The organism is Acidobacteriota bacterium, from assembly GCA_012517875.1.
In the GTDB taxonomy this organism is placed as follows: Bacteria; Acidobacteriota; JAAYUB01; order JAAYUB01; family JAAYUB01; genus JAAYUB01.
Map to the genome: position 1 here is coordinate 1 of JAAYUB010000004.1, position 13411 is coordinate 13411.

Sequence of the window (13411 nt, forward strand, 5' to 3'; positions counted from 1 at the left end):
GCGGCGGCGATCCAGACGAAGGACAGGAGGCGGGACAATGAAGTGGTCATGGCGGCTTGGCACCGTTGCCGGCATCGGTGTGTACATCCACGCGACGTTTCTGCTCATTCTGGGATGGGTGGTGCTCAGCCACTGGCTCCAGGGACACACTGCGGCCGCGACCGCCGGCGGCGTGCTGTTCACCCTGGCCCTGTTCGGCTGCGTGCTCCTGCACGAGTTTGGACACGCCCTAATGGCAAAGAAGTACGGCATCCGCACCCGCGACATCACGCTGCTGCCCATCGGCGGCGTGGCCCGACTGGAGCGCATGCCCGACGATCCGCGCCAGGAGCTGTGGGTGGCACTGGCCGGGCCGGCGGTCAATGTGGCCATCGCGGTGTTGCTGTTCGCCTGGCTGAACCTGAGCCAAACGCTGGAACCGCTGGAGTCGCTGGGCGTGGCCAGCGGCTCGTTCTGGGAGCGGCTGATGGTGCTCAATGTGTTTGTCGTGTTCTTCAACCTGATCCCCGCCTTCCCGATGGACGGCGGCCGGGTGCTGCGTGCGCTGTTGGCCATGCGGCTGGAGTACACGCGGGCCACCCAGATCGCGGCCACGGTGGGTCAGGGATTGGCGCTGGTGTTCGGGTTCGTGGGCCTGTTCACCAACCCGCTGCTGATGTTCATCGCCCTGTTCGTCTGGATCGGGGCGGGGCAGGAGGCCGGCATGGTCCAGATGAAATCGGCTCTGGGCGGCATCCCGGTGAGCCGGGCCATGATCACCGACTTCCAGACCCTGGCGGAGAACGACACGCTGGAGACGGCGGTGAGCCGCATCCTGGCCGGCTCCCAGCAGGATTTTCCCGTGCTGGATGACGGTCGCGTGGTGGGGGTGCTCACCCGGGACGCCCTGCTGAAGGCGCTGGTCCGCGACGGGGTGTCCGCCCGCGTGGGCGCGGTGATGCGCCGCGACATCCGCCAGGTGGACGCCAACGACATGCTGGAATTGGCGTTTGCCAACCTGCAAACCTGCGACTGCCACACCCTGCCCGTGCATCGCAACGGGCGGCTGGTGGGCCTGCTCACCGCCGACAACGTGGGCGAATTCCTGATGATCCAGGCCGCGGTCGCCGGCGCCCGCTCGGTGCGGAACGCGACGTAGACCGCGTCCGCCGGGCGCAACCGGGGGCGGGCGGACACCGGAGACACTGTGGCAATGTGATCGCCGCTACAATCCCCTTGCCTTGAACCCCGCGGACGTTCCATAATCCCGCTTCCGCTCCGTCGCGCGCCACGCGACGATTCGACCCGCTGGTCAACTCCGCCCGGAGGAGGTCGGCAAACGTGATGCAGACACTGGAAGCCTGGCTCGGCGCGGCCAGCGAGGTCGTCTGGGGCTGGCCCATGCTGGCCCTCCTGTTCGGCACCCACATCTTTCTGACCTTCCGGCTGCGTTTCATCCAGGGCTACCTGGGCAAGGCCATCCGATTGTCCCTGAAACGGAACCGCGAGGGCTCCGGCGACATCAGCCAGTTCGGCGCCCTGACCACGGCGCTGGCTGCAACCATCGGCACGGGGAACATCGTGGGCGTGGCCACTGCCGTGGCCGCCGGCGGCCCCGGTGCCGTGCTTTGGATGTGGCTCACCGGCGTGTTCGGCGTGGCCACCAAGTACGCCGAGGCGCTGCTCGCCGTGAAGTACCGCGTCGTCAACCGTGACGGGATGATGGCCGGCGGACCCATGTACGTGCTGGAGCGCGGCCTCGGGCGGCGGTGGCTCGGCATGGTGTTCGCCCTGCTGACCGCCGTCACCGCCTTCGGCATCGGCAACATGGTTCAGGCCAACTCCATTTCCCAGATGGTCGCCGCCACTTTCGGGATCTCCCCCTGGTGGACCGGCGGCGTGCTGACCGCCATGACCGCGGTGGTGATCCTGGGGGGGATCAAGTCCATCGCCCGGATCTGCGAGGCGCTGGTGCCGTTCATGGCCATTTTCTATGTCGTCGGCTGCCTGATCCTGCTGGCGATGGAATGGCACCGGCTGCCCCATACCCTGGGTCTGATCATCCAGGGGGCTTTCACCGGCCAGGCGGCGATGGGCGGTTTTCTGGGTGCCGGCATGCGCGAGGCCGTGCGTTACGGCATCGCCCGGGGGTTGTTCTCCAATGAATCGGGCCTGGGGAGCGCGCCCATCGTCGCCGCCGCGGCCCAGACGAAAAACCCGGTGCGTCAGGCGCTGGTCTCCTCCACCGGCACGTTCTGGGACACGGTGGTGGTGTGTGCCATCACCGGGCTCGTGCTGGTCAACTCCATGGAGTGGACGAAAGGCCTGGCGGGGGCCAAGCTCACCCACGCCGCGTTCGCCGACCTGCCCGTGGTGGGGCCGGTCATACTCACCATCGGCCTGCTCACCTTCGTCTTCTCAACAATCCTGGGCTGGTCGTATTACGGCGAGAAGGCGGTGGAATACCTGGCGGGCGCCCGGGGGGTGCCGCCCTATCGCTGGCTGTGGGTGGTCATGGTCCTGGTGGGCTCGGTGGTCACCCTGCCCATCGTCTGGTCGTTCGCCGACATCGCCAACGCCCTCATGGCCATTCCCAACCTGGTGGCCCTGCTCTTGTTGAGCGGGGTGGCCGTGGCCGAGACCCGGACTTACCTGTGGAACGGCAACCTGGAGGCGGAGGCGCCGCCGGTGGAACTTTCCGAAAGCAATTCCGAGGAGGTGCCCGTATGATCAGCGTGCGCGGCGACTTGGAAAACCTGAGGGCGCGGCTGGGGCCGTCGCCGCTCGACGGCATCGTAGAAGGCATCCATCATCTGCAGTACGTTGTGGGCGAGGGGCAGGCTGCGCCGCTGGTCGCCGAATACGCCACGCTGACCAACTTCCGGCCGGCGGGGAGTGTCCGTCACCGGGCCACAGGCCGCCGCTACCACGTGCTGCGGCTGGCCGGGGCGGCTGTCGGCCTCGTGATCGAGGAGCAGTCCGGGCCCTTGGTCGGCTTTCCCCGCCTAGCCGGCCTGGCGTTTCGTTGCACGGACCTGGCTGCAGTGGAGCGCGTGCTCACTGAACTGGGCGTGGCCCGCCGGCGGACAGGCATGGGGATTGTCACCGACCCAATCCCGGGCCTGGATGACCGGTTCGCCTACACCGACGGCGCGGACTACGACTGGTTCAGCGGCGCCGACTTCGAGCCGCTGGAGCCGCCCGCGGTAACCGAGCCGGCGCCGGCGCACACCGTGGGCGAGGTGGACCATATCGCCTACCGCATCCGGGCGGACGGCGTCCGGGCCGCCGCCGAGTGGATCATGCGCCTGACCCCATACCGCTACAGCGAGTGCTACACCGTCCACGGAGAGAAGGCGGAAACCACCGTGTACCGTCTCGGCGACCGCAAACCGGCCATCGTCATCTCCTACGGTTGGGACCCGGAATCCGTGGTGGCTAAGTACGCGGCCAAGTACGGGTCACGGGTGCACCACACCGCCTATTACACCCCCGGCATCCTGTCCACCGTCGCGGGGCAGCGGGAGCGGGGACTCAACTTCACCACCCCTGAGATCATCGGCAGCCCCGCGCGCGGCCTCTATCAGATCTTCACCGCCCCTTCACCGTATCATCTCGAAATCACCGAGTACATCGAGCGGTTTGGGGGCTTCCAGGGGTTTTTCGACGCCGCCAACGTCGGCGACCTCATGACCTCCACGCGGCCGTTCAGCTGACCCGGTGTCACTCGGATCGCCAGGGAAGATGGGCGGGGCGCGACTCCGGCCGCGTCACCGCGGGGGCGTCGTATAGGCGGAGAGACCCTCCTGCCGGAGGTCCTCGAACAGGGCCTCGAATGCGTCGATCAGGTCGCTCCGGATCATCACCTCGAGCACGTCGCCGTCGATTTCTTCACGCGCCGCCGACTCGCGCATGATGACGATGATCTCCTCTTTGGACATGGGCCGGCGGTAAGGACGATCCTTGGCGCTGAGCGCCTCGTAGAAATCGGCGATGGCCAGGATGCGGGACTGGATGGGGATCCGGTCCCGCCCGGCGCCGTCCGGGTAGCCGCGGCCGTTGAGCCGCTCGTGGTGCTGGCCGGCGAACACCGGCACGTCGGCCAGGTGGCCTTTGAAGGGGATGTGGCTCAGCAGGCGATTGGTCCACTCGACGTGGGTCTGCATGATGCGGCGCTGGTCCTCGGTGAGGGTGCCACGGCGGATGGTCAGGTTCTCGGTTTCGTCGGGGGTCAGGTAGGGGTGCTCGACGCCGTCGTCGAGGTAGGTCCGCCGGCTGATCTCCTGGACGCGGGCCAGGAGCGCCGGGTCGGCGTTTTCCGCCGGGACGTTGGCGCGCCGGACGGCGTCGAGCGCTTCGTCGAGTTCGGCGAGTCGGGTCGCCGGCCCGGCGTCCTCGGCCGGCTTCGGCGGTGTCCCGGCTTGGGGCCGGAGCAGTTCCCGGATTAACCGGAAGCGCAGCTCCACCAGCTCCAGCCGGTCCATGAGCGTCTCCAGCTTCGTCGCCTTGTCCATGATCCAGACCGGCGTGGTGATCTTGCCGATGTCGTGCAGCCAGCCGGCGATTCGGATCGCCTCCATTTCGGGCTCGGAGAACCGGACCGCGGCCAGGGGCCCCTCAGCGGTGTCGTGGACCGCCTGGGCCAGCATGGAGTTGAGGATGGCCACCCGTTGAATGTGGTTGCCGGTGTAATGGGATTTGGCGTCCACGGCGGCGGCCATGACCCGGATGACCGCCTCGAACAGATCCTTCGTCTCCTGGATCAGGGTGACGTTGTCGATGGCCACCGCCGCCTGAGAGGCCAGCGCCTCGACGATGGCGGTGTCCTCGGAGCGGAACGGCACGACGGCGCCGGTGCCGGGCTCAGTGGCGTTGAGGAGCTGCAGTACGCCGGTGACGACGCCGGCGTGATTCTTCATGGGGACCACCAGCATCGATCGGGAGCGGTAGCCCGTCACCCGGTCGTATTGCCGGGGACCGGAGAAGTCGAACTCGCGGGACTCGTACACGTCGGCGATGGCGACGGTCCGGCCCAGGATGGCGGCGTAGGCGCAGACGTTCGCCTTGTCGAGCTTCACCGGCTCCAGCCGGGCTTTGTTGCCGGTGGTGCCGCCGGTGGCGATGCCGAGCGTCGCGTTCTGGATCACCTCGAAGTGGAGCCGGCCGTCCTGCAGCCGATACAGCGTGCCGGCGTCGGCACCGGTGATCTCCCGGGTCGACGTCAGAATCCGCTCCAACAGGACGTCGAGCTTGCGCTCCGCCGACAAGGCGATGGAGATCTCGATCAGCCGGTTCATCCGGGCCTGGAAATCGCCGCCGCCCGAACCGGTGGGCACGTGGCCGTCGGTGGTGGGAGGCTGGCTCATCGGCGTGAACTCCTGATGGTCAACCGGGCGCAGCGGACGTTCGGATCGTCGAATGTATATTACAATGAGGACCGGATGATTGCAAACGGATCACGCCGCGGCAGCAGGAGGCGGTCATGAACGAACGGTACGAGACGCCGGCGTACGGCGGGCCGGGCTGGTCCCCGCGCGAGGATTCCCACCGGGAGGAGATCGGCCGGATCTGGTCGGCGTGCGGGGTGGCCGCCGAGTGGCATCCCCTGCGCACCGTGCTGCTGCACCGGCCGGGCGCCGAGATCGAGGGGCTGGCGGACCCGCTGGCCGTCCAGATGCTGGCGCAACCGGACCCGGCACGGGCGCGGGCGCAGCACGACCGGTTGGCCGAGACTTTCCGCGCCGCAGGAGTGACGGTCCGGCTGGTGGAGCCGGCCGGTGCGGTGCCACCCAACCTGATGTTCGTCGCTGATCTGCTGTTCATGACCCCGGAGGGAGCGATCCTCGGGCGGCCGGCTTCGTCGGTTCGGGCAGGTGAAGAGCGCCTCGTGGCCTGGCGGCTGGCGGAGCTGGGGGTGCCGGTCCTGCGCGCCATCCGCGGCGGGGGGACGTTTGAGGGGGCGGATGCCATGTGGCTGGATCCCGACACCGTCCTGCTTGCCACCGGACGGCGGACCAACGCCGCCGGAGCCGCCCAGGTGGCCGCGATGCTGGCGGAGCTGGGGGTCGCGGTGATCCGGACGCCGTTGCCGTTCCGGTCCATGCATCTCATGGGACTCTTGCGGATCGTGGACGGTGACCTCGCCGTCGGCTGGCCGGGCGCGGTGCCGCCGGCGGCCGCCGCGGCGCTGCGGGCGCGGAATATCGACTTGCTGGAACCCCCGCCGGGCCCGGAACTGGACGACGGCCGGGCGCTGAACTTCGTGACCCTGGGACCGCGGCGGATCCTGATGCCGGACGGCAATCCGGCCACCCGGGTGTTTCTGGAACGGGCGGGGATCGAGTGCCTGACCACGGAGGTGAACGAGCTGGCCAAAGCGGCCGGCGCCATCGGCTGCCTGACGGGCATTCTGGAACGGCAGCAGCCGGAGCTCCCCCGGGGCGGCCCGGAGTCATGGCCTGCGGCCGGAAACCGTGCCGGCCGGTGAAGAGTCGAATGCCCCCGCTCAGTCGGTGACGAAGAGAATCAGCCGGAGCAGGTCGGTCGCGCCGGCCCGCCCGTCGCCGTCGTAGTCGGGGTCAGCGTCCTCGGGGAGCAGCAGATTGCCGGCCACGCAATGGGCGAGCAACGTGATGTCCTCGGCGTCGAAGGCGCCGTTGAGGTTCAGATCGCCCGGCTTGGGCGGGGTGAGATACTCAGCCATCCGGCGCATCAGCTCCAGCCGGGAGTTGTCGCCGCTCCCTTCAGCCAGACCGCCGAATTCGAACGAGGCGGCGATCGCCTTGAAGGGGTACCAGGTGCCCCAGTAGTTGTGGCCGTTGGTGGCGACGCCGCAGCCGAAGGCGGAGGGCGCGTTCTGCAGGATCTGCCAGCCGTCCGCCGCCGGGGCGATTTGGTCGATGTTCTCGTTGTCGCCGGTATACGGCAGGTCGAACCCGGCGTATGACGTCCCGGCGGCGCCCGTCACTGCGGTCAGCGGCGCGGCGCCGCTGCTAACGCAGGTGGCGTTGAACCAGGGCTGGAGAATCTGATTGACCGGCGATACGGACCAGACGTCACCGCCTTCGAGGTACATGTTCTGACCCCGGGCCAAGGCGCGGCGGAGATACACACCATCCAGGGTGGACAAGATGTAATCGTGGGGTGACACGCCCAGACAGACGAACAGCATGGGAATCCCGTCCAGCTCGGACAGGTCGTAATCGGTGAAGCGGACGGCATCGACGCCGTTGGCGAGCAGGGCAGCCAGCACCGCCGGTCCGCTGTTGGCGTTGCCGTCCATATCGATGACGAGGGCCTGGGGCCGGCGCAGACGGTGCCAGAACCGGCCGTTGGCCGCGAATCCGCCGCCGGCGAAGTTCAGCGCGAACTCCAGCCGGTGGGCTTTGGGTGCATCCGGGCTGGCGGTGACGGTGAACTCGGCGTCTGCTTCGGCGCCCTTGGCCAGATCCGGGAGCGTGTCAGCCGGCTGGGTCACCGTCACGAGCGGATCGTCGGATGCCAGGCCGACGGAGATGCCCGCAGCCGCGGTGCCGTGGTTGTGCACGGTGAGGCGGACGGTGGCGGTTTCGCCCGGATCGAGCACACCGTTGCCGGCGGAGTCCACGGTGACCGCGCTCTGAACGAGGGCCGGAGCGGCGATGGGATCCGTCTCCGCCCAGATGCAGTCGCTGCCGATCTGCGCGGCGCCCCAGCGGATGAGCATGTAACCGTCCAGGCCCCAGCTGGTGCCCCAGCTGTTGCGCATGATCCAGTAGCCGTCGCCGTTGTTGTCGTCCCAGCCCACCAGGAGCACGGCGTGGTTGGTGTAGGTGGCGCCAGGGCCGTTGTAGATGCCGCCGGTGTACGCCTGGAACAGGTCGTCCACGGCGACGGAGCAGGCGACCGGCCCGTGGTCATAAATCGCCTGTTTGATCGCCGCCACTTCGTTGGCGACGCCGCCGCGGCGGGCCGGCTTGTAGGACTTGGAGACGGCGTCACCGATGCACGTGCCGTAGGGGAAATCCATCTGCTTGTACGGGTACCAAGCCTCGAAAGTGACACCCTGGGAGGCGAGGTAGAACATCGCGTTGGAGGTGAAGCCGCCGTTGCAGCCGCTGTTGCCGAACGGGCCGCCGCGGTTGCAGTCCACGAGCTGTTGTTCGGACAGGTTGACCACCTCGCCGTCCACCAGGAGGATCTGGCATTCCAGGACGCCGACGGCGGCGAACGCCCAGCAGCTGCCGCAACTACCCTGGTTGCGCACCGGCGGCAAACCGCCGGCTTCGCGCCAGTCAAACCGGGTGGGCAGGGCGCGCTTGGCATCGATGGCGTCGGCGCCCTCCAGGCTCCAGTTGGGGTCGTGGGGGCGCGTACCGCACAGCGCCTCCAGCGGCAGATCCAGCGCGGGGTTGTCCCCGACCGTGAAGGTGTAGCCGTGCGCGGCGATCTCCCGGCGCAGCCGTTCCAGCAGTGCCCGCCGGTCGTCGGGCTGAATCTGACCGAAAACGGACGGTATGGCGGCCGCTGCGATGAGCAGGATGCCGCAAATGGTCGAAAGACGAGTGTGCATGATGGTCCTTCCCCCGCAAGATGTCGAGGAATTATAACGACTCGGCCGCTGTTTGACAACCGGAGAGAGAGCGGCGCAACAGCGTCCGCGGACCATCGCGGCTGCATCCGTGTTGACTCGCGGGGACAGCGCGACTATACTCCAGATGCAGGCCGGCACTTCCAAACACCTGGACGGTCCAAACGGACAGCATGCCGCGCGGTCAGACAGTAAAACCCCACCGCATTCTCTACGGGCTGATTTTGTCCGCCCTGATCCTGCAGCTCCTCGCTCCCGTGCTCCGAATCATGCTGTCCGCCGGAGCAGCGTCCGGATCCGGTTTGGATTTCACCCAGGTGGACCATCCGCGCGGCAACAGCGAAGAACCGCCGCGCGCGCCGGCCCGCAAGCCGCTGCGGCTCCTGCCGGTTCATCCGGCACCCGATGGCTTCGATTGTCGGACGGCGGGGCTCATCCCGACAAGCGTCAGTGTGACCCCACCGGTCTATGACCGCACCGACGGCATCTGGTGCGCCGCCGCCGGCATTGCGGCTGCGGGTGTCCGTCTGCTGCCGCTCCGCCGTGCGCCGCCCGCCACCAACAACTCCTGAACCGTCCCCTCCGGCGCCGTGCCCGGCCAGCCGGCGCGGATGGACGCTTTCCGTAACCGACCCGTTTCATGCACCCGGGACGCCGGTTGCCGTGTGTCGCGCCGTCGGCGCGGCGATGGCACCGGTGGCCGGGCATCCAGTCAAGGAGCCAGTATGAAGCCGGATGTGATCGTTGTGTTGATTCTGGCCGCCTGCTTTTTCGGCGGCATCATATACCTGGCGCTGCGCAGTCAGAAGAACGCACCGCCGCCCGAACCGCCGCCCCAACCGGAGGACGAGAAACCGGAAACCGGCGAGGATGCAGGCAAGGGAAAGAAGAAGCGGAAGGGGGGGCGCTGACCGCCCGCGGGGGCCGGAAAGGCCAGGCAAAGCAACGCGCGCCGGCGGCATCCCGGAGGCCGGATGCCGCCGGCGGCGGCACGGGTCACTGAGTCTTGGGCAGGATGATCTCGACGCGGCGGTTGCGCGCCCGGCCCTCGGCGGTGTCGTTGGGCGCAATGGGCTGATCCGGACCAAAGCCCCGGGCGGTCATCCGCGCCTCGGGCACGCCCATCTCTTTCAGGAAGGTCAGGACCGCCAGGGCACGGGCGGCCGACAGCTTCTGGTTGGTCTCCGCAGAACCCGTGGCGTCGGTGTGTCCCTCGATGTTCAGGGTCAGATCCGACAACAAGGTCAGGATGCCGGCCAGCTTGGCCAGCGAATACTTGGCATCCAGCTTCAGGCTGGCCTTGCCGGTGTCGAAGGTGATGTCCGACAGGCTGACCACATAACCCCGCGCAGTCTCGGTGGTGGCTGACACCTGGGCCAGGGCGCCCGACAGGCGGCTGGCCAGGGCGTCGCGCTCCGCCTTCAGCCGGGCCCGTTCCTGGTCCAGCTTGGCCAGCTCTTTCTTCGACTGGGCGATGGAAGCTTCCGCCTGGCGGCGGGCCTCCTCGGCCTGGCGACGGGCCTCCTCGGATTGTCGGCGGGCGGCCTCCGACTGCTGCAGCGAGGCTTCGGTCTGCTGGCGGGCGGCGTCGGCAGCGGCGGCCTGCTGTTCGAGGGCCGCCTTCTCCGCCTGGCGTTTGGCTTCGAGCGCGGCGGCATCCTTTTCCGCCTCGATTCGGAAATGTTCCTTCAGCGCCTGAGTCGCAAACTCGACGGAGCGCCGCGCGCTGTCCTGCCCGGACTTGTTGCCCGCGCCTTTTTCAGTCAGCAGGGTGGTTGCCTGAGCCAGGGCGTTTTTAGCCGACTTGACGGCGTCGGGCAGCACTTGGTCGGCCCGAAACCGCTCGGCCAGCTCCACGGCCTTGCGCGCCTGGAGCAGGGCGACCGGTGTGTTGCCTGTGTAGGCCATGCCCCGGACGGATTGCCGCTCGCAGGTGAACAGCTTCGACTTGTCGCGGAGCCCGCTGAAGGGGAAAGTGCGGCTCTTGGCGTCCTTCGGTTTCGGCGCGGTCGAAATGAACAGAATGATGTTCGAAGGTTCCAGGACGGACACATACGGCTCGGCGGTCACGAGCAGGGCGAAGTCCTTTTTCGCCGTAGCGTAACGATTTGTGCCGTTGGGGCCGAGCGTTGCCACTTCGCCGAGGTTCTCCGCCTCACCGGTGGGAGTCACCGCCCACACCACGTGGGTGGTGATGTCGCCGCCGAACAGGACGGCCGGTTCCAATTTTTTATACGCCAGTTCGATAGCCGCCTGACCGGCCTGGCTGCGCACCTTGGCCTTGAGCTCGGCGGCCGGGGCGCGGTCCGTGCCCTTGAACAGGATGTTGACCGTCTTTTTTTCGGGATAAACCACCGACGTCAGCTCGATGTCGGCGGCGGCGAGCACCGTGGCCAGCAGCCCCACAAGCAGCAGCCCGATCACGGGTCGGATGAGTCTGTCCATGGAAACCTCCGCGGCAATGTTTTCAAGACGTTCCATCATGCCACAGTTGGCGGGCGAAGGGAATCCTTCAGTGTGGAGCTGTGGGCAGCGGCGTCCGGCGCCGGCGGATGCGGATGGATTCGGGCGCCGGCGCTAGAAATCGGGTCCCAGCCTGATGGTCAGCTCCCAGCGGCCCGATTCACCCGCGCCCACAAACACCTGCAGTGGGCCCAGCAGCGTGGTCAGCGCGTAGCCCACGCTGCCGCCGTGGAAGTAGCGGTACGGCACGCCCAGTTCAATCAGACCGTCGGATGACAAATCCGGGTAGCGGGCGCCGGCCAGACCGTACCGGACCAGCAGGTACGCGTCGCTGCTCAGTCCGATGGCGGGGCTGGGAAAGCGGCGCCGGTACTCGACCAAACCGGTCCAGAGGTCCCGGCCGAAGACCTCATCCACCGCATAACCGGGAAGCGGCGTCGAAGCCATCCGGAGATCGTTCTGCCCGCCGGCGAAATGAATGAGGTAAGCCGGCAGGTCAACACCCCAGCCGGCGTAACCGGAAACATGCAGCACGTTGTTTTCGGTCAGCGGCCAGTAAGCGTCCGCCGTCCCGGTGATGCGGATGTAATCGAGATCGCCGCCGAGCCCGGGGAGTGCTCGGTCCACGTGTCCGTCGACGCGGAAACCGGACCGGGGGAACGCCCACTGGTCCAGCGTGTCCACCCCGGCGCCCACCCGGATGAAGGTGAGCCGGTCGCTGCCGCTCTCGTCGAACCGGCCGTAGGTGGCCATGTTCGCCTTCTCGAAAACCAGCGCGCCGTACACGCCGACCGCGTTGCCCACGTCGACCGTGAGGCCGGTGGTGAACCCGTAATGCTTTTCGTCAAACACCTCCACCGGCTCTTCCTGGTACAGGATCTTGTGGGGCGTGCGGACGAAGAACAGCTCGTTGCGCCAGATCACGGGTACGCCCGCCGGCACCGGCGTGCGCAGACCGAAGCGGAACTCCTTGAGCTGGCCCAGCAGCAGATCCAGCTCCAGGTCGGAACCGGTCTGCAGCACATTGCGATCGCGCAATCGGGCCCGCCCGGTGAACTGGTAATCGGTGTCATAGCGCAGGCCCAGGGTCAGCGACGCTTTGGGCAGCGTGTCCACCAGGTAGGCGAGCTCAGCCTCGCCGTTGTCCAGCTTCAGATCGTAGCCCACGGTGCGATAGCGGTCCATGGCGTAGATCTTTTCCACGGAACGTTCCAGCATGTCGGGGGTGACCGGCTTGCCGAGCCGAGCGCCCGATTTGGTCAATGCTTCGAGAGGATTGTCCGTGTCGTCGCCCACCAGCTCCACGACCTCCAGCGGCCGCGTGTATCCCCGGCGGTCCGGCGCGGCGCGCGGCGGCGCGCCCGGTGCGGCGGCGAAGATCTCGCGGAGCCGGGGCAGGTCCGCCCGGGCGGCCTCGTACCCTTTTTGAATGAGTTCGGGGGCCAGGTGAAAGTCGGCGATGGAAAAATCGAGCACATCCGGAGCGACGACCAGATCCGCCATCGCCATGAGCCGGTGGTCCTTCTCCTGTCGGACGAGGGTGCTGGACTCATCCCAGATTTCGATGAGGTTCTTCAGCTTTTTCCGCTCCGGCGCGGAGGAGCCGGAGACGTTGACGGCAACGACCGCCGGGTAGCCCCACTCGCGGGCGATGTCCACGGGGATGTTGTTGAGGATGCCGCCGTCCACCAGCAGCATGCCTTCCAGTTCGACAGGGGTGAACACCGAGGGGATCGAGATGCTGGCGCGCACGGCCTGGCTGAGGCGACCGCCGCTGAATGTGTGCGTTCGGCCGTGCCGGAGATCGGTGGCTACGCAGCGGAAGGGGCGGGGCAGTCGGTCGAAGTCGTGCACGTGCTGCACTCCCGCCGCAGTGAAGGCCCGATCGAGCTGCTTGATGACGCCCTGGCCGGCGATGATGCCCGACGGCAGATCCAGCGCCCGGCCCTCCAGGTATAGGGTGAGTCCCGGGAACCGGCCGGCCTCCTTCTGGTCGTAGTCCACCAACCGCCGGTTCGGTTCCTCGCGGATCAGGTCCGCATAGTCCATGGTCAGGAAGAAATCGGCGATCTGCTGGCTGGTATAACCGGCGCAGTACAGCGAACCCACCAGGGCGCCGGCGCTGGTGCCGATCACGGCCGCCGGCTCGAGCCCCTCCTCCTCGAGCGCCTTGAGCACGCCGATGTGCGCCAGTCCGCGGGCGCCGCCCCCGCCGAGCACCAGGCAGACGCCGTTCCGGCGCGGGGCGGGGTCGTCGGCCGCCCCGGCGCTTCCGCAACACAGGGCGAAGGCCAGCAATCCCAGGATCAACCGATGTCCGTGCATGAGACCTCCACCGGATGGGCCGCGATGATGGGCTATTTCATCACATCGCCTCGCCGAGCGCCAAGGGGGGAAATC

At 67.7% G+C, this 13411-nt stretch carries 10 protein-coding genes; 6 read left to right on the plus strand and 4 right to left on the minus strand.

The annotated features are described in order from the left end of the window. Positions 1 to 37: 37 nt before the first annotated feature. The 3 genes from GX414_00215 (at position 38) to GX414_00225 (ending at position 3695) form a co-directional block, all read left to right on the plus strand. The gene (locus tag GX414_00215; GenBank protein ID NLI45513.1) at positions 38 to 1138 is read left to right on the plus strand and encodes a site-2 protease family protein; all 1101 of its coding nucleotides are present in this window, start codon (positions 38 to 40) and stop codon (positions 1136 to 1138) included. A 185-nt stretch (positions 1139 to 1323) separates the two neighbouring features. Continuing rightward, entirely contained in the window at positions 1324 to 2709 is a 1386-nt protein-coding gene (locus GX414_00220; GenBank protein NLI45514.1) for a sodium:alanine symporter family protein, read from the plus strand. Next, on the plus strand, positions 2706 to 3695 hold the full coding sequence (locus tag GX414_00225) for a hypothetical protein (protein NLI45515.1): 990 nt from the start codon (positions 2706 to 2708) through the stop codon (positions 3693 to 3695). The genes GX414_00220 and GX414_00225 overlap by 4 nt, the downstream gene beginning before the upstream one ends. Positions 3696 to 3749: 54 nt before the next feature. On the opposite strand, the gene GX414_00230 is transcribed toward GX414_00225, so the two are convergent. Further along, a complete protein-coding gene (locus GX414_00230; GenBank protein NLI45516.1) occupies positions 3750 to 5345 on the minus strand; it encodes a GAF domain-containing protein in 1596 nt (531 codons plus the stop codon). A gap of 116 nt (positions 5346 to 5461) precedes the next feature. Here GX414_00230 and GX414_00235 point away from each other — a divergent pair, with 116 nt between their 5' ends. After that, complete coding sequence (locus tag GX414_00235) at positions 5462 to 6466, plus strand: amidinotransferase (GenBank protein NLI45517.1); 1005 nt, start codon at positions 5462 to 5464, stop codon at positions 6464 to 6466. 18 nt (positions 6467 to 6484) lie between these two features. On the opposite strand, the gene GX414_00240 is transcribed toward GX414_00235, so the two are convergent. After that, positions 6485 to 8530: a hypothetical protein gene (locus tag GX414_00240; protein ID NLI45518.1), complete on the minus strand. Its 2046-nt coding sequence runs from the start codon at positions 8528 to 8530 to the stop codon at positions 6485 to 6487. A gap of 191 nt (positions 8531 to 8721) precedes the next feature. On the opposite strand from GX414_00240, the gene GX414_00245 reads away from it, so the two are divergent. Beyond that, positions 8722 to 9120: a hypothetical protein gene (locus tag GX414_00245; protein NLI45519.1), complete on the plus strand. Its 399-nt coding sequence runs from the start codon at positions 8722 to 8724 to the stop codon at positions 9118 to 9120. Positions 9121 to 9273: 153 nt separating this feature from the next. Beyond that, complete coding sequence (locus GX414_00250) at positions 9274 to 9459, plus strand: hypothetical protein (protein ID NLI45520.1); 186 nt, start codon at positions 9274 to 9276, stop codon at positions 9457 to 9459. 85 nt (positions 9460 to 9544) lie between these two features. Here GX414_00250 and GX414_00255 read toward each other — a convergent pair whose 3' ends face one another. Beyond that, complete coding sequence (locus GX414_00255) at positions 9545 to 10993, minus strand: OmpA family protein (protein ID NLI45521.1); 1449 nt, start codon at positions 10991 to 10993, stop codon at positions 9545 to 9547. A 132-nt stretch (positions 10994 to 11125) separates the two neighbouring features. Continuing rightward, a complete protein-coding gene (locus tag GX414_00260) occupies positions 11126 to 13336 on the minus strand; it encodes a BamA/TamA family outer membrane protein (GenBank protein ID NLI45522.1) in 2211 nt (736 codons plus the stop codon). Positions 13337 to 13411: the final 75 nt, after the last annotated feature.